Consider the following 19,739-nt stretch of genomic DNA (forward strand, 5'->3'; position numbering starts at 1 on the left):
ATCTATTCAGATTTTGCCCGTATTAGCCCAGCTTGCGCTTTGCGGGGTATATTGGCCTGCGAAGTCACTGATTCAGGCAATAGGCTGGCGAGCCCGCACATCACCAGTGCGCCTGAATCCATCCATCTCGATACCCGATTGACGGGGGATAAGAATGGCTGATGAGTGGTCTGCTTGTTGATAACGTTCTAAGTGAAGCGCCGATGGGATACCGACAACTCACCCAAGGACAACGATATCAGATTGAGTCCGGCTTGCAGCACCAGTGCCGTCTTCGAACCATTGCTGAGAAGATCCAACGCAGTAGCAGCACGGTCTTGCGTGAGATCCGGCGAAACAGCATTGAGTGCACGTATTGTCCGGATCAGGCCCAGCAGCCCAGTGGCCGGCGCCACCTCGCCAAGCGCGCCGGTCAGGGACGTATTCCAAACCGAGTCGGTATTGAACATCGCCCTGACCGAATAATTTCCAGCTCGCTGCTTCAGCTTCCGGGTGGGAATAGGGGTGGGCGTAGCTGGCGCCGGCGGCGACCATTCGCTGCATCAGGGCATCGTCGTAGGCGGTGACGGGGATGTTGAAACGGTAGAACTTGTGCTGGGCGTCCAGGGCCACTGACTGATCGCTTTTTGGTGAACAAAAAAGGCAGGGTAGGAGGGGACTCCAAAACCCTGCAAAGACCACTCAGGAGAGTGAAAGGTTGCGCTTTCGCCGGGCCGAAAATGCTTATCGAATGGTGTCGCCTACCTTGACGATTTTCATTGTGTTGGTGCCGCCCTGGGCATTGACGTAGTCGCCCTTGGTGATGATCACCCGGTCACCGTTGTGCACCACACCTCGCTGCTCCAGTTCCTGGATGGCGGCGGCGTTGATGGCGTCATTGGGGATGGCCTCGCTGTCAAACCGCACGGTCTGTACGCCGCGGTAGAGGGCGACCCGGTTGCCGGTCGCCGTATGCCGGGTGAATGCGACTATCGGCAGCGACGATTTGATCCGGGACATCATCAGGGGCGTGGCGCCGCTCTCGGTCATGCAGATGATGGCCCGGACATTGTCCAGGTGGTTGGCGGCGTACATGGCCGACAGGGCGATGGCCTCGTCCCCCCGCTCCATGGATTCGTTGATGCGATGCCTGGAGTGGTGCGTGGAGGGCTGCTTCTCGGCGCCGACGCAGATGCGCGCCATGGCCTCGATGGCCTCCCGGGGGTACTGCCCCATGGCGCTCTCCGCCGACAGCATGACCGCATCGGTGTAGTCGAGTACCGCGTTGGCCACGTCAGAGACTTCCGCCCGGGTTGGCATCGGGCTGCTGATCATGGACTCCATCATCTGCGTGGCCGTGATGACCACGCGATTGAGGCATCGGGCCCGATCGATGATGTGTTTCTGTACCCCCACCAGCTCGGCATCGCCGATCTCCACCGCCAGGTCGCCGCGGGCTACCATGACGGCGTCCGAGGCGAGGATAACCTGGTCCAGTTGTTCCGGATCATGCACCAGGTCGGCGCGTTCGATCTTGGCGATGACGTGGGCCTCGGAGCCGGCCTCGGCCAGCAGTTCGCGGGCCTGGTCCATGTCTTCCCGGCAACGGGCGAAGGAGACTGCCACATAGTCGGCGGCTAATTCCACCGCCGTTTTCAGGTCTTCGCGGTCCTTATCCGTGAGCGCGGGGGCGGACAGTCCGCCCCCGCGCTTGTTAAGCCCCTTGTTGTCGGAAAGCTCGCCTCCCTGACGCACCTGGCAGGTGATCGAGGTGCCTTCTACCTGTCGCACGTCCAGCTCGATCTGTCCGTCATCCAGCAGAAGGGTGTCGCCCGGTTCGACGTCCCGGGTCAATTGCTCGTAATCCAGCCCCACGCAGGTTTCTGTGCCGGCTTCCTTTGGCCAGGCCGTGTCCAGAGTGAAGGGGGCACCTGCTTCCAGGTGGATCTTGCCATCCGTGAATCGAGCGATGCGCAGCTTGGGACCTTGAAGGTCGGCCAGGATGGCGACGACGCGGCCTTCCTCTCGAGCGATGCGGCGCACTGCCTCGGCTCGCGCCTTGTGCTCGTTGGCACTGCCGTGGGAGAAGTTGAGGCGCATCACGTCCGTACCCGCGCGAATGATGCCCCTGAGTGCGGCTTCTTCAGTGGTCGCCGGACCCAGGGTGGCGACGATCTTGGTCCGTCTGAGCATTATCGGGTTCCCAGGGCGAGTGCGTTGTCCAGCATGCGGTTCGAGAAAGCCCATTCATTGTCGTACCAGGCCAGGACCTTCGCGTGGCGACCCTTGACCCTGGTGTGGTTGGCGTCGAACACGCTGGACAGGGGGTCGTGATTGAAATCAACGGAAACCAGCGGTTCAGAGTTGTAACCCAGTACTGGCGAGCCTTCGGCGGCTGCCTTCATGGCCAGGTTGATTTCTTCCGCGCAGGTGTCGCGGGTGGCAATGAAAGACAGGTCCACCAGTGACACATTGATGGTGGGCACGCGTACCGCCATGCCGTCCAGTCGGCCGTCCAGCTCCGGCAGAACCAGTCCGATCGCCGCTGCGGCCCCGGTTTTGGTCGGGATCATGGACTGGGTGGCGGATCGGGCCCGATACAGGTCCGTGTGATAGACATCGCTCAGCGTCTGGTCATTGGTGTAGGAATGGGTCGTCGTCATCAAGCCAGTCTCGATGCCGACTGCCTGGTGCAGCGCCTGGGCGATGGGGGCCAGGCAGTTGGTGGTGCAGCTGGCGTTGGAGATGATCCGGTGCTGGTCGGTCAGGCTCTCGTGATTGACGCCATGCACAATGGTTGCGTCGACATCCGGCGCCGGGGCGGAGATGATAACCCTGTTGGCGCCGGCCGTGAGGTGGGCCTGGGCCTTCTCACGGGTGGTGAACAGGCCGGTGCATTCCAGGACGACATCGACACGCAGGGCCTGCCAGGGCAGATCCGCCGGATTTCGAACGGATGAGACGGCAATACGGTCCCCGTTCACGGTGAGGGATTCGTCATCGTGGCTGACCGAACCAAAAAAGCGGCCGTGGACGGAATCGTGCTTGAGCAGGTGGGCGTTGGTGGCGGCATCGCCCAGGTCATTGATGGCGACGATCTGGATCTGATCGCGGTACTGGTTTTCGTAGAGGGCTCTGAGTGCATTTCGGCCGATGCGACCGAAGCCATTGATGGCGACACGGATTGTCATAGTGCGCTCTCCAGTTGTTTGACTTGTTTGGAATGTAGTAAACATAACAAACAAAACTGGAGTAAGGTACCCTTTTGGCGTAAAAAAATGAAGTAAAGATAGTAAAATAACCACAAACCGATCCTGATCGGATCAAAGGCCCCAAGAAAGAGGTTTACGATGCATCCCACGGTCGAGCGGGTCACTCAGCGCATCATGGATCGCAGTCGTGACGAGCGTCAGCGCTACCTGGGCGTGTTGCAGGATTGAGGCTTCCGTCGCCAAAAGACGGATGCCGTCTGGTTGCGGTGGTGGCGTGGTCACACAGCCCGAAAACGCCAGAATGGGCAGACAGGCCAGGGCAATGCTGAAACGAAAGCGTTTACTCGATTGTTGTCGTTATACAGCTCGATGGAGCGCATCACAGCAGATTCGGGGCAGGTTGAGTAGGTGGAATTTCTGTGTCTGGCTACGCCCCCGATTCTACGCCTCGGGGATAAAAATCGAGGGGGATGTGCATAATGCAGGTTTCACCGAATATCGGTAATGCATCCGCAGTGGTGGTGCCAAAATTGCCATCGTCTAAAACAAGAATTAGGGAACCTTCCTGACAACCTACAGTTGCCGTCGGCGCCAGGGTGACGCGATTACCGATGGAGTCGGTCGGCCACCGAGTCGAGGGCTGGCGGTAGCAGGATCGTTCCTGAGCCGATTGAGGATCTGACTTATGCAACCGTTCAAGAACAATCTGGGCAAAGCGCTTCTCACAACCGTCGCCTTGACCGCAGGTCTGGCTGGACCGGCCGCCGCGGAAATCGAGGAAGGCAAGCTCGTGGTCTGGATCGGTGCCGACAAGGGGCATGAGGGCCTTCAGGAAGTCGGTGACCGGTTTACCGATGAGACCGGAATTCCTGTCCAGGTCGCCCATCCCGACAGCGTGACCGATAAGTTCCAGAAAGCTGCCGCCACCGGTAACGGGCCGGACATCTTCATCTGGGCTCATGATCGCTTCGGTGAATGGGCCCAGAGTGGCCTGATTAAGCCGGTAACCCCCTCCGAATCCGTAAAGGATGGGATTTACGATTTCACCTGGGATGCCGTGACCTGGAAGGGTGACATCTACGGCTACCCCATGGCGGTGGAGTCCATTGGCCTGATTTATAACAAGGACCTGGTGGAGGAGCCGCCGGAGAGCTTCGAGGAGGTGATTGAGCTCGACAAGGAACTTGCCAAGGAGGATAAAAAAGCCATCCTCTGGGACTACAACAACACCTATTTCTCCTGGTCTCTGTTGGCGGCCAATGGAGGCTATCCGTTCAAGAAAACCGAGGACGGCGGCTACGACGTCAAGGACACCGGCGTGAACAATGAGGGCGCGATCAAGGGGGCCAAAACCATCACGCGCCTGATCGAGGAAGGCGTTATGCCGCGCGGTGCCGACTACGGCGTCATGGACTCCAAGTTCAATAAGGGCGAAGTGGCCATGATGATCACCGGTCCCTGGGCATGGTCCAACCTTCGCAAGAGCGGCATCGACTTCGGGGTCACCACCATTCCCACTATTGATGGCGAACCGGGCAAACCGTTCGTGGGTGTCATGGCAGCGACCATCAATGCAGCCAGCCCCAATACGGAACTCGCGGTTGAGTTCATCGAGAACTATATGCTTTCCCGGAAGGGGCTGAAAACGGTCAACGATGATGTCCCCCTGGGTGCGGTGGCGGACAAGGCCTTTATGGACACCCTCTCCGAGGATCCGAACATCAGGGCGATGTTCGAGAACGCGAAGCTGGGCGAGCCGATGCCCAATGTGCCGGCAATGGGCGCTTTCTGGTCATCCATGGAGCCGGCGCTGCAGAATATAACGTCCGACCGCCAATCGGTCGAAGATGCTCTGGATACCGCCGCCGAGCGGATTGTCCGCTAGTTCAGTTGAGACTGGAGCCCGGCGCAAAGCCGGGCCTTCGCTCACGCCACTGTATTAGGTATCCAGCATGACCACGCAGATCGCGACCTTTTCACTGCCGAAAGGCCATATACCTCGGGCTGTTTTCAAGTGGCTCGCCCTGGGAGGTATATTCACCCTGGCGTTCTACCTCATTACCGCGCTGTATCTTCAGGGCGAGTTTGTGTTTGCCCTGCTGTTCCTGGTGCTGACCGCGTCGGCCCTCTATGTCTTCACCAGCCAGAAGGCGTATAAACACCGGTATGTCTATCCCGCCATCGCCGGCATGGGGCTGTTTGTCATATTCCCGCTCTTCTACACGATCGGGATCGGTTTCACCAACTACAGTGCCTCCAATCTGCTGAGCCAGGAGCGGGTGACCGAACAGCTTCTGTCCAAGCGCTACCCGACGGAAGAAAGGCGCTTCGAATTCGAGCTGCATGAAACACCGAAAGGGATCGTCGCTTACCTGGATAACGGCACGGCGTATGTCAGCCCGCCCCTGTCACTCGAGGACGGTCCGTCTGAGGAACCGGTGACACTGGAAGAGGTGGATAACCCCCCGGCTGGCGACGTTCTGGGGCTGCGGGCAGTGATCCAGAACCGGGAGACGTTGAAGCAGTTGACGCTGAATACCCCTGACGGCACCCCGCTGGAACTGACCAGCCTGCGCAGCTTCGCGCCCCTGGAACCGGTCTATTCGCAGCAGGACGACGGCAGCCTGGTGGACAACCGCACGGGGGAGGTCTATGTCCCCAATCAGGAAACTGGTTTCTTCGAGAATGAAGAAGGTGACCGGCTGACCCCGGGATGGACCGTGACCGTCGGTTTCGAGAATTACATGCGGGTCCTTACAGACCCCAGCATCAGTGGCCCGTTCATGCAGATCTTTGTATGGACCTTTGCCTTCGCCGGGCTGACGGTGTTGTTCACCTTCATCCTGGGCCTGGTTCTGGCCAGCCTGCTGCAATGGGATCGCATTGGTGCCAAAGGGTTTTACCGCACCATGCTGATCCTGCCCTACGCGGTGCCGGCATTCATCTCGATCCTGGTATTCAAGGGGCTGTTCAACCAGAACTTCGGTGAGATCAACCTGGTGCTGGAGAATCTGTTCGGCGTCCGTCCCGAGTGGTTCAGCGATCCGGCGTTGGCGCGCACCATGATCCTGATCGTCAACACCTGGTTGGGCTATCCCTACATGATGTTGCTGAGCATGGGGTTGTTGCAGTCCATCCCCCGGGATCTGTACGAGGCGTCGGCAATGGATGGGGCCGGCCCCATCGACAACCTGTTCCGGATCACGCTGCCGATGATCGTCAAACCCATGATGCCGCTGATGATTGCCGCCTTTGCCTTCAACTTCAACAACTTCGTCCTGATCGCCCTGTTGACCGGTGGCGCGCCCGACATCATCGGCGCCAGCACCCCGGCGGGGACCACGGACCTGTTGGTGAGCTACACGTACCGGATCGCCTTCAAGGATTCCGGACAGGACTTCGGTCTCGCGGCAGCCATCGCCACCATCATTTTCCTTTTGGTGGGAACGTTATCGCTGATTAATCTGAACCTTTCCAAGGTCAAGGTATAGCTCCCGGAGGAGACTGAGTTATGGCTATGGTAGAGCCGCCCTCGACCCGCTATCGGGTCTGGGCTTCCCATCTCGCCCTGCTGGGCTTCATTGCCCTCATCCTTTTCCCGTTGTTGATGGTGACGTCGATTTCGTTCCGAACGGGGAATTTCGCCACCGGCAGCCTGCTGCCGGAGCGGCCTTCGCTGGAACACTGGTACCTGGCGCTGGGGATTCCTTATGAGCAGGCTGACGGAACGGTGCTTCAGCCGCCGTTTCCGGTGCTTCTGTGGCTGTGGAACTCGGTGAAGGTTGCGGTGATTTCGTCCGTGCTGATCCTGCTGCTGTCCACGACCAGTGCCTATGCCTTTGCGCGCATGCGTTTCAAGGGTAAGGGCTTCATGCTGAAGTCGATGTTGATCTTCCAGATGTTTCCCCCGGTTCTGTCGCTGGTGGCGCTGTACGCCCTCTTCGACAAGATCGGCAATCACGTGCCCTGGCTGGGGATCAACACCCACGGCGCCGTGATCATCGCCTCCCTGGGAGGCGTGGCCCTGCACATATGGACCATCAAGGGGTATTTCGAGTCCATCGACCCGTCCCTGGAAGAGGCGGCGATCGTGGATGGCGCCACGACCTGGCAGGCCTTCCGCTATATCCTCCTGCCCCTGTCGGTGCCCATTCTGATGGTGGTGTTCATTCTCGCCTTCATCATGAACATTATGGAGTACCCCATGGCCTCCGTGCTGCTGCTGGATGTGGATCAACTGACGCTGGCGGTGGGGGCCAATCAGTACCTTCAGGACCAGAACTACCTCTGGGGCGACTTCGCCGCGGCGGCCGTGTTGTCCGGCCTGCCGATTACGGTGGTTTTCCTGTATTGCCAGAAATGGATTGTCGGCGGTCTCACCGCTGGTGGTGTGAAGGGGTAGGTTTCACGGTTGCGTTTTGCCCGGCCGTTGGCCGGGCTTTTTTGGGGTCAAATCTCAGGTCGCTGCCTTTCGCCAGGTTCCCTGATCAGCAATCGACACAAGGTTCCTGAGACAAGCGCGGGCAAGCCTCATCATCGCTGGCGAACAGGTGGCAGGCTTCCGGGGCAATGCCCAGAGCGATGGGCGCTCCCTCGTCGATGGGCTGGGTGCCCTGGGCCCGTTGGGTGAGCACCCAATCCAGGCCTTCAACCTCGGTGTGGATCAGTGTCTGGTAACCGAGCCGTTCCACCACCTGAACGGTGCCGCGCAGTACCACAGCCGCCTCGTTCTCGTCGCAGAATCGCTCCGGGCGAATACCCAGGGTTGCTTCTTCACCCACTTCCAGGCGTGACCCGTTGACCGGCAGGGTCACTTCCAGGCCGCCGATCAGGCTGACCCGGGCACTCTGGCTGTCGGCGTCCAGCACCCTGGCGGGAACGAAATTCATCCTGGGTGAGCCGATGAAGCCTGCGACAAACTTGTTGGACGGATAGTAGTACAGCTCCAGAGGTTTGCCCACCTGGGAGATGCAACCATTGTCCAGCGCCACAATCTTGTCGGCCATGGTCATGGCTTCCACCTGATCGTGGGTAACGTAGACCATGGTGGCGTTGAGGCGCTTGTGGAGCTTGGAAATCTCGATGCGCATCTGCACACGCAGTGCCGCATCCAGGTTCGAGAGTGGTTCGTCGAACAGGAACACCGCCGGTTCGCGAACCATAGTCCGGCCAATGGCCACCCGTTGACGCTGGCCGCCCGAGAGGTCCTTGGGCTTACGGTCCAAGAGGTTTTCAAGCTTCAGGATCTCGGCGGCTTCCTGTACACGCTTGTCCATTTCCTGCTTCTTGAAGTGGGCCAACTTGAGGCCAAAGGCCATGTTTTCGGCCACGTTCATGTGCGGGTACAGGGCGTAGGACTGGAAAACCATGCCCACCTGCCGGTCCTTGGGCGGGATGTCGTTGACCTTGTCCGGACCGATGAACAGCTCGCCTTCGGTGATGTCTTCGAGCCCGGCAACCATGCGCAGCAGGGTGGACTTGCCGCAGCCCGAGGGGCCGACGAAAACCACAAATTCGCCGTCATCGACGTCGAGGCTGATGTTCGAGGTGACTTCGGTCTCGTCGTATCGTTTGTAGACATTGCGTAGTGTAACGCTCGCCATGTGAAACCTGCCTGTATTTATTCTGGGGCGATTCGGGCAATGCCCACGCCAAAGGGTGGGAGATGGAGCTGATTGTCGCGCCATATGCCGTTGATAACCAGAGGGACCTGGTCAACCGGAATCTGAATCGCCGGGGTTTTGATGTCAATGCTCTGCTCCTGGAAGTTGATGCCGACCAGGAGTGCTTCGTTGTCCGTACGGCGCTTGAAAAGCAGGGTGCCGTCCGGGGATTTCAGGAAACGGATATCGCCACCGTGCAATGCCGGCTCCTGGCGTCGCCAGGCCAGAAAGTCACGGTAGCGGTGGAGGAGCGAGTCCGGATCGGCTTCCTGCCGATCGACCGCGAGGTCCAAGTGGTCATCGGCTACCGGGAGCCAGGGGTTCTGGACTGAAAAGCCGCCATGCTGGCTGTCGGCCTGCCAGGGCAGCGGCGTCCGACAACCGTCCCGGCCCTTGAACTCCGGCCAGAAGTTGATGCCGTAGGGGTCCACCAGATCTTCATAGGCCAGTTCGGACTCGGGTAGACCCAATTCGTCGCCTTGGTAGAGGCAGACGCTGCCCCTCAGGGTGAGCAGGGTCGCCATGAACTGCGCCAGTTGGTCGGTGCTCTGAGCCTCCCAGCGGCTGGCAACCCGGGTCACGTCGTGGTTGCCGATTGCCCAGCAGGGCCAGCCGTCGGTCATTTGGGTTTCGATGGTTTCCACCGTGTCGCGGACGAAGTCGGCGCCGTTGTGCTCGGTCAGCAGATCGAACGAGTAGGCCATGTGCAGCTTGTCGCCGTCGCGCGTGTATTCGGCCATGGTCCTGAGTGAGTTGTCGTCGCCGATTTCGCCCACGCTGGTGGTGCCGGGGTATTCATCCAGCAGCCGTCGCAGGCGCTTGAGAAAGGCCAGGTTCTCCGGGCGCGTCTTGTCGAACTGGTGCAACTGGTAGGCGTAAGGGTTTTCCGGCCGAACGCCGATGGAGCCTTCCTGGATCGCGTCGCTGGGCGGGTTGTCCCGCAGCATGGGGTCGTGGAAGCAGAAATTGATGGCATCGAGGCGGAAGCCGTCCACACCCCGCTCGAGCCAGAAGCGTACCTCGCTCAGGACCTGGTCGACCACGTCGGGATTGTGGAAGTTGAGGTCCGGCTGGCTGGTCAGGAAATTATGCAGGTAGTACTGCTTGCGCCGGCTGTCCCAGGTCCAGGCCGGGCCGCCGAACACGGATACCCAGTTGTTGGGAGGCGTGCCGTCGGCCCTGGGGTCGGCCCACACATACCAGTTGGCCCTGGGGTTGGTACGGTCCTGGCGGCTCTCCTTGAACCAGGCATGTTGATCGGAGCTGTGACTGAGGACCTGATCAATCATGACCTTGAGGCCCCGGCTGTGGGCGGCCTCGATCAGTCGGTCGAAATCGTCCAGGGTGCCGAAGATCGGGTCGACGCCCCGGTAATCCGAGACGTCGTAACCGAAGTCCTTCATCGGCGAAGTGAAGAAGGGGGACAGCCAGATGGCATCGACGTTGAGATCGGCAATGTAGTCCATCTTGGCCGTGATCCCTGGCAGATCACCGATACCGTCGTCGTTGGAATCAAAGAAACTTCGGGGATACACTTGGTAGATGACGGCGCCGCGCCACCAGTCGTTGTTTTTCTGCATCACACCTAACGTCTTGTCTAAGGATTAGGATTCAGCCCGCCTGTCGGTCTTGGCGAGTCTGCTGGATGCTTCTATGTTGGGATTCTCGTGATGCCGCGGCATCCTCCCCTCGGGGTTTTTGTCGGCGTAGTAGCGGGGAGGAGGAGTAGGGGGATCAGTGACCTCTTACTCCCCCTGAATCTTGCTCAATAGATCCTTTGCCAGCTCAACCGCCTCCGAGCGCTGGGTAATGTTCAGCTTCTGGTACAGACTGCGGATGTGGGTCTTGATCGTTGTGGGCGCTACCTTCAGGTGTTCCGAGATCTGATCATTGGAAAGCCCGGCGTGGATCAGACTGAGTATCTGCCACTCACGCCGGGTCAGGGGTGAGGTTCGGATCAGTTCGGGGACGTCCGGCCGGTCGATGATGTCCTGGATGATGGCCTCGTCCAGGCTGATGCGGATGGCCCGGGAAAAGTCCCGTTGCTGCTGAACGAGCTGGATCAGGCGTTCGGCCCGCTGCTCTTCCATGGTTTCAAGCTCGCGCTCCATCTTCAGGGCCTTGAGCAGGTTGATGAGCGTTTTGCCCAGCTTCAGGAAACTGCCCACGGCCCCGCTGGTGCTGGCCAGGCGCAGCGCCTCCTGGGCATGGTCCAGGGCCTGTTCGCGCTCGTCGCGCAGCCAGTAGAGCCGGGCCAGGGTGATGTGGTTGCGGTTCTGGTCCGTGCTCAGGCCCAGAGTCTCGGCCCGCTCTTCGAGGGCCTTCAGAATGCGTTCCGCCTGGTCGTATTGTTCCAGACTCGTATACGCCCGGGCCCAATTGCGGGCGTTGCACTGCATGAAGTGGTTGGTGGCCTTCGCCACATCGTAGGGCGGAGCAATGGTCAGCCAGTGCTGGATGGATTCGCGGTCGCGCACCGCCTCCCAGTAGGCGAGCATGGCTGCATGGGCGTTGGCCAGCCAGTCCATATGGTATTCATCGCCGGCGGCCAGCATCTTCTGCACCTTCTGGATGTAGTCGGCGCAGAGGGTTTGGCGGCCCCGCGCCTGGGCGACCTTGGCCAGAGTGATGTAGCTTTGCACGTGCCAGCGCTCTCCCTGGGCTTCAAGGATCTCGATCCCCTTCAGGGCGCAGCTCTCGGCACTCTCCAGGTGGTGCCATTCCCACATGATCTGGCTGCGGATCCGATAGAGGAACTCCATGATCGGCAGGTGTTCCAGCTGGTTTTCCTCCGTGTACTGGAAGGCCCGTTCCTGCAGGTTGTACGCCTTTTGCAGATAGCCCTGGGCCACGCTGATCTCTGATTGCTGGCACAGGGCCCAGAGGACGTTCTGGTGGGCGCCCATGGCCTGCGCGAGCTGTTCGGTACGCTCCATGTGTTCCAGGGCCTCGGAGAGGTTGCCCTGTACGAACAGGGCCTCACCGATGACCGAGGCGGCGGCCACCCTGGAGGGCGGCAGGTAACGGGCCTCGTAGGCCAGTGCGGAATGGGCCAGTTCCAGCGCCCGTTCCGGTTCCCCCAGATTCATGGCCACCTGGGCGCGGAGGGCATTGAACTCGCTCTGAATGGTTCCCGCCGCCTCCTCCTCCACGTTGGGTTGGAGGCTGCGTTCGGCCGCCGCCAGCCACTTCTCCACCTCGTTGAAGCGGTAGTTGCTCTGGGCGATCCAGGCCCGCAGGAGTGTCAGTACGGGATCGGCCGCGATCGTCTCCTGGGGCAGGGTATCCAGGCAGTGCTGGAGCAGCGACAGTCGTCCTTCCGTGAAGAACTGCTGGCCCTTGTGCCGCAACAAGCCGGTGATGCGCTCCTCGTCGCGGGCCTCGACCGCATGGTGGGCGGCGGCTTCGTAGCACTCGCGCTCACCCCAGGCATCGGAGGCGGCCTGGTGCAGAGAGCGGCTTTTCTGGGGCAGCAGGCACGCCTGCAGGTGTTTGAGGTAGATCGCGAAAAGCGCATGGTAGCGGAACCAGAGCCCGCTGCTGTCCAGCGGAACAATGAACAGGCCGGAGCCGAGGAGGCTGTGCAGTAGCGCCTGGCTGTCCTCCGCGCCCATCAGGCGTGCCGCCAGGGGGGCATCGAAGGATTCCAGGATGCTGGTGTGCATGAGGAAATCCCTCTGGCGCGCGTCCACGCTCTGCTCCAGCATTTCATCGAAGTATTCGAATAGGTGTTGGTTGCCGGTCTCCAACTGTTCCACCAGCCCATTGAACGTGACGCTGGTATCGGCGTGGGTGGCCAGCAGCTGCAGGGCGGAGATCCAGCCCTCGGCACGTCGCACGGCCCGCTCGATGGATTCCCGGGAGATTTCGAAGGCAAGCCGGCTCTCGAAGTAGGCCTGGGCCTCATCCGCACTGAAGGCCAGATTGGCGGCGGTGACTTCCAGCAGGCGTCCCTGCATGCGCAACTGAGCCACGCCAAGGGGTGGCAGGCGCCGGGTCAGTACAACCAGACACAGATAGGGCGGGAGGTGGCGCAGCAGGAAGCGGACCCCCTCGTGGACGTCCGGGTTGTCGATCAGGTGGTAGTCGTCCAGCACGACGTAGAGCGGTTCGTCTTCCAGTGGCAGTTCCGAGAGCAGGGCCGTCAGGGTTTTTTGCAGGGGGCCATCGGGCGCATCCCGCAGCAGGTCGCGGGTTCCCGGGCAAGCGCCCGTGGCCTGGTGGATGGATTCCACCAGGTAGCGCGCAAAAAGGGTGCTGTCGTTGTCCTGGGCATCAAGGCGGTACCAGGCGGTGCGTGCGTCCAGGCGGGCCAGGAGCTGGGCAGTGGTCGTTGTCTTGCCGTAGCCGGCCGGGGCCTGGACCAGCAGCAGGCTGGGGATCTGTGTGTCATGCAGCAGCTCCCTGAACTTTTCCCGTTCCAGAAGATGGGGCGGCTGGGGTGGCGGCAACAGCTTGGCACCAATCAGGGGCAGCGTGCTCAGGTCGACAGGCTTGGTCATTTTTTCAGGAATCTTATTGTTGGTAGTGTTGTAAAAATAACAAAATTAAAGCTATTATGCGTCCAAAACAGAAGCAAAAATAGTAATAAAACAACAAGGTCGTGAGCGTTATCACAATTAATCCGGTGGTACGCCCTCTGGGACCCGGCGCGGCAGGCACAGGAAAGTCACTGTAATGCGAGTGTCTCCGCCCGAAATCCCGGGACCACAATAACAGGGTGAGCGATTTTGTAAGCGATCCTGATCGCAACCCCAGCTTTTTGTGAACGAACCCCGCCTCTTGTCCTGGCGGGCGGTTTTCACACCTAAAGGGGACTCCAGAAGCGCCAGTCCGGCCCACAAAGCCGGTCGCTGCGCCGTCGGTATGTCGGCCATTACCCGTGGCCGGCTCCATTCCATTGAATCTGGAGTTGTCCATGTCTGTTGATAACGATCCGGTCGAAACCCGCGAATGGCTGGATGCCCTGGCATCCGTTGACCAGCATGTGGGGAACAAGCGTGCCAGCTTCCTGCTGAAACAGCTGTCCGAACACGCGGTACAGGCCGGCTACGAGCTGCCGGACCACAGCGTCACCCCCTACCGTAATACGATTCCGCCCCATGCAGAGGCGCCCATGCCGGGAGACCTGTTCATGGAGCGCCGCATCCGGTCCCTGATCCGCTGGAACGCCCTGGCGATGGTCATGCGAGCCAACAAGCGGGAAGGGGACCTGGGGGGCCATATCTCCAGTTTTGCCTCGATCGCCACGCTGCTGGATGTCGGCTTCAATCATTTCTTCCACGCCGGGAATGACGAGCGGGAAGGGGACCTGGTCTATTTCCAGGGCCATTCGTCACCCGGCGTCTATGCCCGTTCCTACCTGGAAGGGCGCCTCGACGAAGAACACCTCGACGGTTTCCGGCAGGAAGTGGACGGCGGCGGGCTGTCCTCCTATCCCCATCCCTGGCTGATGCCGGACTATTGGCAATTCCCCACGGTTTCCATGGGACTGGGGCCGATCCAGGCTATCTACCAGGCCCACACCATGAAGTACCTGGATTGCCGCGGGCTGACCGAGAAAGGGGATCGCAAGGTCTGGTGCTTTATTGGCGACGGTGAATGCGACGAGCCGGAAACCCTGGGCGCCATCGGCCTGGCCGGTCGTGAAAAGCTCGACAACCTGATTTTTGTGGTCAACTGCAACCTGCAACGGCTGGACGGGCCCGTGCGGGGCAACGGCAAGATCATGCAGGAACTGGAAGGCAGCTTTCGCGGCGCCGGTTGGAACGTCATCAAGGTGGTCTGGGGGCGTCACTGGGATCCACTGTTCGAGAAGGACACCGACGGACGCATGCAGAAGGCCATGGACGAGACGGTCGATGGCGAGATGCAGAACTACAAGTCCAACGGCGGCGGCCATGTGCGGGAGCATTTCTTCGGCCGTGATCCGGAACTCAAGAAGCGGGTCGAGCACCTGACCGACGATGACATCTACAGCCTTAACCGCGGCGGCCACGACCCTTACAAGGTCTACGCCGCCTACCACGCCGCTGTCCATCACGAGGGCCAGCCCACGGTGATCCTGGCCCACACCATCAAGGGCTACGGCTTCGGCGAGCAGGGCCAGGCCCAGAATACGGCGCACCAGTTGAAGAAGCTGGACCTGGAGGGCCTCAAGGCCTTTCGCGACCGCTACGGTCTGCCGTTCAAGGATGACGAGCTGGCGGACCTGCCCTATTTTCGACCGGACCCCGACAGCCCGGAAATCAAATACCTGAAACAGCGCCGGGAAGCGCTGGGCGGCGCCATGCCGAGGCGGCGGCGCGAGTCCGAGGCGATTCCGGTTCCGCCGCTGAGCTTGTTCGAGCCCCTGCTCAAGGGGACGGGCGAGCGTGCCATCTCCACGACCATGGCCTGCGTTCGGCTGCTGGGCCTGCTGGTCAAGGACGAAACGATCGGCAGCCGGGTGGTCCCCATCGTGCCGGACGAGGCACGCACCTTCGGCATGGAGGGCATGTTCCGCCAACTGGGCATCTATACCAGCGAAGGCCAGAAATACACGCCCAACGACCGTAATCAGGTGATGTACTACAAGGAGGACCAGCAGGGCCAGATCCTCCAGGAAGGCATCAACGAGGCCGGGGCCATGTCCACCTGGATCGCCGCGGCCACCTCCTACAGTACCAACGGCTTTCCGCTGATTCCCTTCTATCTGTTTTATTCCATGTTCGGCTTCCAGCGGGTGGGGGACCTGTGCTGGGCGGCCGGCGACATGCGCAGCCGGGGTTTCCTGCTGGGCGGGACCGCCGGGCGAACGACATTGAATGGCGAGGGACTGCAGCACCAGGACGGCCACAGCCACGTCCTGTCCTCAACGGTGCCCAACTGCGTCTCCTATGACCCCGCCTTTGCCTATGAGGTGGCGGTGATTATCCAGGACGGCCTGCGGCGCATGTATGGGGAAGACGAGAATGTGTATTACTACCTCACCCTGCTCAACGAGAACCACGTTCAGCCGCCCATGCCCGAGGGCGTGGAGGAAGGCATCGTGCGCGGGCTTTACCGGGTGGCCTCCGCCGACGGCGAGGGGCCCGGGGCACAGCTGATGGGCTCCGGAGCCATCCTCCATGAAGTGCTGGCGGCCAAGGACCTGTTGGCCGATGAGTTCGGTATCCAGGCCGATGTCTGGAGTGTTACCAGTTTCACCGAGCTGGCCCGGGACGGCTATCAATGCGAGCGCTGGAACGGCCTCCATCCGGAAGAGCCCGAGCGCAGGCCCTACGTCACCGAGTGCCTGTCACCGGTCTCTGGGCCCTACATCGCCGCCACCGACTACATGCGTCTCTACGCCGACCAGATCCGGGCTTATGTGCCGGCGGACTACTACGTGCTGGGCACGGACGGATTCGGGCGCAGCGATACCCGCGAGAAGTTGCGCCGCCATTTCGAAGTGGACCGCTACAGTGTCGCGGTCAAGGCGGTTGAAGCCCTTGGGCGTCAGGGGCTGGTCGAGCCGGCCCTGGTTACCCGGGCCCTGGAACAGTTCGGCCTGGACGCGGAAAAGCCCTATCCGCCCCACGTTTGAGGAGATTGTCATGTCCGTTGTTGAAATGAATGTGCCCGATCTGGGCGGCCCCGGTGAGGCGGAAGTGATTGAGCTGTGCGTCGAGCCCGGACAGATGCTGTCGGTGGACGATTCGGTCGTGGTGGTGGAAGGCGACAAAGCCACCATCGAAGTACCGGCCACCGTCGCCGGTAAGGTGGAGGCCGTGAAAGTGTCCGTCGGCGACCAGGTCAAGACCGGGGATCCCATGCTGGTTCTCGAAGCCGGCGAGGGTGAGGCGGCGGACGCTTCTGCCAGCGATGCGGACCAGGAGCCGGAAGCCCAATCGGCGCCGCCTGCCACCGAGCCCACCGAACGCGAGGCGCCCGCAACCAACGAGTCCGCGACCGAGGAGTCGACACCGGCAACGCCCGCCCCGTCAGAACCGGACAATGTCGCCCCCGACCCATCGGATGGCGAGGCGAACGGTTCGCTGGTCTACGCCGGACCCGCGGTACGCAAGCTGGCCCGGGAGCTGGGGGCTTCGCTGGAAAAGATAACCGGGAGCGGGCCGGGAGGCCGGCTCCTGAAGGAGGACCTGGAAGCCTATGTGAGTGCCCAGCTTGAGAAGGCCGAGCAGGGCGGCGGCGGTGCCGGCTTGCCCGAGGTCACGCTGCCCGACTTCGAGGCATTCGGGCCCGTGGCCCGCGAACCGATGAGCCGAATCCACCAGGCCACGGCGGACAACATGCATCGCAGCTGGCTGAACGTTCCGCACGTCACCCAGTTCGACCATGCCGATATCACCGATCTGGAAGATTTCCGCAAGGCACAGAAGAGCGAGGCGGACGTCCATGGGCTGAAGCTGACCATGGTGCCGTTTCTGCTCAAGGCCATCGCCTATGCCCTGCGGACCTATCCCCAGTTCAACGTGTCCCTGGATCTGGACCAGAAAGAGGTGGTGTACAAGGACTACGTGCACATCGGTGTGGCGGTGGATACGCCGGACGGTTTGATGGTGCCGGTGGTCCGGGATGTGGACCGCAAGAGCCTGTGGACCCTGGCGGAAGAGTTGACCGAGCTGGCAACCCTGGCCCGGGACCGCAAGCTGAAGCCGGACCAGATGCGTGGCGGCTGCTTCACCCTCTCGAGCCTGGGCGGCATCGGCGGGAGCGCCTTTACCCCCATCGTCAACACGCCGGAGGTGGGCATCCTGGGCGTCTCGCGTTCCGACTGGCAGCCACGCTTTGACGGAGAAACCTTCGAGCCGAGGCTGATGCTGCCGCTGTCACTCTCTTACGACCACCGGGCCGTGAACGGCGCCGATGCCGCCCGTTTTACCAGCCTGGTTGGGCAGTTGCTGGGGGATATGCGGCGGATGTTGCTCTGATCTGAAGCGGCCTATCTCCCTTTATGAGGCGGGCGTACAGATCGGGGGTCGCTGGCCATGCCCGCAGGTCATCAATCTTCTTTTATCTCATGCTGTGGCATGTCGCCCATCGTGATGTAACCAAGGAGGGCCATGGCCCTTTGCGCCCGTTGCGTTCAGTTCGACAATGGGTTAAAGCTCGCCCACCGTGGTGACCCCGTCGTTGGCTGTGAATGTATTGTTGCCGCCACTCTCCCATTGCCGAACGGCATTGGGGTCGTTTTCACTGCGGATGATGCATTTCCACTCCACGGCGGCGCCATGGCTCAGCTCCAGGGAGCCTTTCCAGGTGGGGTAGGCGCTCGTATCCGGCAGCTTTACCGCCTGGGTGGTGTCCCAGTCACCGAGCTCCGGCTGATTGCCGACCACATAGACGCTGTCGCCCGAGTTGGTGTGGCTGTTGCGGCACTCAAAGTCGACACTGGCGCTAGTGCCGATGTCATTGCCGCCATCGGGTTGCGTCCAGATCCGAATCGCCCCGCCATCGGTGCTGAAAGCGTCCTGGAAGCTGCCGGAGGCCACCTGGCCGGGATTGCCGAGGTTGGAATTCAGCGCCAGGACCAGCGTGCCATCACGCCCCGTTACGGTGGCGTTAAGGCCGGTGTATTGATTGTGGAAGCTGATCGGGGAGCCGGCGGTGATGCCCACGGCGCGCCGAATATCGATCAGCTGGCGAATCTCGTCCCCCAGCCCCCAGTTGTACATATGCGGCCAGAAGACCACCGGGGTGCCCGGGCTGGACAGGGTATAGGCATAGGCCATCTTGCGCTTGTCGTCCGGCAGGGGCCAGTGGTGCTGGCCACCGTTGGGGCCGGGCGAATAGCCGGTGTCGTGGTTGTCCACAAAGGTAACCGCCACTTCGCGCCAGCGTGGGTCGGGGTTGGCGTTGAGGCCGTATTGCCACTCCCGGACACTCGCGTTCTGCATGCGCTCCTTGAGGGCAAAATCGAAGACCGTGCAGTTGGACCGGTCCGACCAGTCCTTGAGGATCTGCTGCCAGCTGGCGTTGTGGCGCCAATCGGAGGCCTGGTATTCGTTGGGGGCCTTCCACAATTCGCCGACACAGAAACTGTTGCTGTGAGCCTGGCTCAACCAGGCATCGATGCGTTCCGGGGCATAGCCACGAACGAAGTCAAAGCGGAAACCATCGGCGCCATAGTTGTAACGCAGGTTGGCGAACTCGTCGCGGAACATGGCGAAAATGTCCGGATGGCCGGTATTCAGGTCCGCTTCCCCGCCCATGAAACGATCACCGTCATCGCAGTTGTTGGGGATGTTGGAGCCGTGGTCCTGGCAATCATCGCGCCAATACCCCTGGCCGGCGGGAAAGTTGATTTCCTTGGGTTGGTAGGAGCGGTTCATGTGATTGGGCACCACATCGAACACCAGCTTCACACTCTTGTTCTCGAAGGTGCCGGCTGCGGCTTGCAGGTCGACATCGGAACCGTATTGGCCATTCTTGTTGAAGTCGTGCCAGAAATAGCCTTCGCCACCGCCGTAGGTGCCGCTGGCATCGTCGCTCCAACTGGAGTGATCCCGCCAGGGTGGGGGCATCCAGACGGCGGTGAAGCCGTCCGCGGCGATGGTGGCGGCCATGTTGTCGAGGGTGTTGTACCATTCGCCTTGATGGGTGCGAACCACGTTCCAGTGGAACCCCTGGAGGATGATTTCATCACCGCCGTCATAGCGAACACCGTTCGCCGAGGCGCCTGTCATGTCTGCCTGGACGGTGGCAGCGCCGCTCAAGGCCAGCAGGCCTGTTCCCAATGCGGCCAGACGGTGTTTTTTCCAAAAATGCATCGCTGCACTCCTCTTGTATTTGTTTTTAAAAGCACCCTTTTGCTCGGCGTTCAACGTCCAGCTTTATTCCCCTTATCTCTACAAAGACCTGTGGCGTCTCCTTGGACGTATCCAGGTAGAACGCATAGGTT

Annotated in this window: 11 protein-coding genes and 2 pseudogenes; 6 read left to right on the forward strand and 7 right to left on the reverse strand. The window is 61.0% G+C overall.

Translation table 11 applies throughout. The annotated features are described in order from the left end of the window. Positions 1 to 203 precede the first annotated feature (203 nt). Positions 204 to 278: pseudogene (locus AC1RQI_RS14770) on the forward strand (hypothetical protein); the annotation flags it as partial. 238 nt (positions 279 to 516) lie between these two features. Here AC1RQI_RS14770 and AC1RQI_RS14775 read toward each other — a convergent pair. The 3 genes and pseudogenes from AC1RQI_RS14775 to gap all read right to left on the reverse strand — a co-directional run. Further along, positions 517 to 615, reverse strand: a pseudogene (locus AC1RQI_RS14775) (transcriptional regulator HexR); the annotation flags it as partial. 108 nt (positions 616 to 723) lie between these two features. Continuing rightward, on the reverse strand, positions 724 to 2,172 hold the full coding sequence (gene pyk / locus AC1RQI_RS14780) for a pyruvate kinase (RefSeq protein WP_481905394.1): 1,449 nt from the start codon (positions 2,170 to 2,172) through the stop codon (positions 724 to 726). Next, positions 2,172 to 3,170 (reverse strand): type I glyceraldehyde-3-phosphate dehydrogenase, encoded by a 999-nt coding sequence (gene gap / locus AC1RQI_RS14785; protein WP_481905395.1) that lies wholly within the window; start codon positions 3,168 to 3,170, stop codon positions 2,172 to 2,174. Before gap ends, pyk begins: the two co-directional genes overlap by 1 nt. 706 nt (positions 3,171 to 3,876) lie before the next feature. On the opposite strand from gap, the gene malE reads away from it, so the two are divergent. The 3 genes from malE (at position 3,877) to malG (ending at position 7,593) form a co-directional block, all read left to right on the forward strand. Next, positions 3,877 to 5,076, forward strand: coding sequence for a maltose/maltodextrin ABC transporter substrate-binding protein MalE (malE, locus tag AC1RQI_RS14790; protein WP_481905396.1), 1,200 nt, complete (start codon positions 3,877 to 3,879; stop codon positions 5,074 to 5,076). 67 nt (positions 5,077 to 5,143) lie between these two features. Next, a complete protein-coding gene (malF, locus tag AC1RQI_RS14795; protein WP_481905397.1) occupies positions 5,144 to 6,682 on the forward strand; it encodes a maltose ABC transporter permease MalF in 1,539 nt (512 codons plus the stop codon). A gap of 20 nt (positions 6,683 to 6,702) precedes the next feature. Next, on the forward strand, positions 6,703 to 7,593 hold the full coding sequence (malG, locus tag AC1RQI_RS14800; RefSeq protein ID WP_481905398.1) for a maltose ABC transporter permease MalG: 891 nt from the start codon (positions 6,703 to 6,705) through the stop codon (positions 7,591 to 7,593). Between the two features lie 85 nt (positions 7,594 to 7,678). Here the strand turns inward: malG and malK are convergent, their stop codons facing one another. The 3 genes from malK to malT form a co-directional block, all read right to left on the reverse strand. After that, a complete protein-coding gene (gene malK / locus AC1RQI_RS14805; RefSeq protein WP_481905399.1) occupies positions 7,679 to 8,794 on the reverse strand; it encodes a maltose/maltodextrin ABC transporter ATP-binding protein MalK in 1,116 nt (371 codons plus the stop codon). A 17-nt stretch (positions 8,795 to 8,811) separates the two neighbouring features. Next, the gene (locus tag AC1RQI_RS14810; protein WP_481905410.1) at positions 8,812 to 10,434 is read right to left on the reverse strand and encodes an alpha-glucosidase; all 1,623 of its coding nucleotides are present in this window, start codon (positions 10,432 to 10,434) and stop codon (positions 8,812 to 8,814) included. Positions 10,435 to 10,599: 165 nt separating this feature from the next. After that, entirely contained in the window at positions 10,600 to 13,356 is a 2,757-nt protein-coding gene (gene malT / locus AC1RQI_RS14815; protein WP_481905400.1) for an HTH-type transcriptional regulator MalT, read from the reverse strand. A 416-nt stretch (positions 13,357 to 13,772) separates the two neighbouring features. On the opposite strand from malT, the gene aceE reads away from it, so the two are divergent. Beyond that, on the forward strand, positions 13,773 to 16,421 hold the full coding sequence (aceE, locus tag AC1RQI_RS14820) for a pyruvate dehydrogenase (acetyl-transferring), homodimeric type (RefSeq protein ID WP_481905401.1): 2,649 nt from the start codon (positions 13,773 to 13,775) through the stop codon (positions 16,419 to 16,421). A 10-nt stretch (positions 16,422 to 16,431) separates the two neighbouring features. Then, positions 16,432 to 17,769, forward strand: a complete 1,338-nt coding sequence (locus AC1RQI_RS14825) for a 2-oxo acid dehydrogenase subunit E2 (RefSeq protein ID WP_481905402.1) — start codon at positions 16,432 to 16,434, stop codon at positions 17,767 to 17,769. A 171-nt stretch (positions 17,770 to 17,940) separates the two neighbouring features. On the opposite strand, the gene AC1RQI_RS14830 is transcribed toward AC1RQI_RS14825, so the two are convergent. Next, positions 17,941 to 19,608: a glucan 1,4-alpha-maltotetraohydrolase domain-containing protein gene (locus AC1RQI_RS14830; RefSeq protein ID WP_481905403.1), complete on the reverse strand. Its 1,668-nt coding sequence runs from the start codon at positions 19,606 to 19,608 to the stop codon at positions 17,941 to 17,943. Positions 19,609 to 19,739: the final 131 nt, after the last annotated feature.

The organism is Salicola sp. AFF1 (assembly GCF_056783195.1).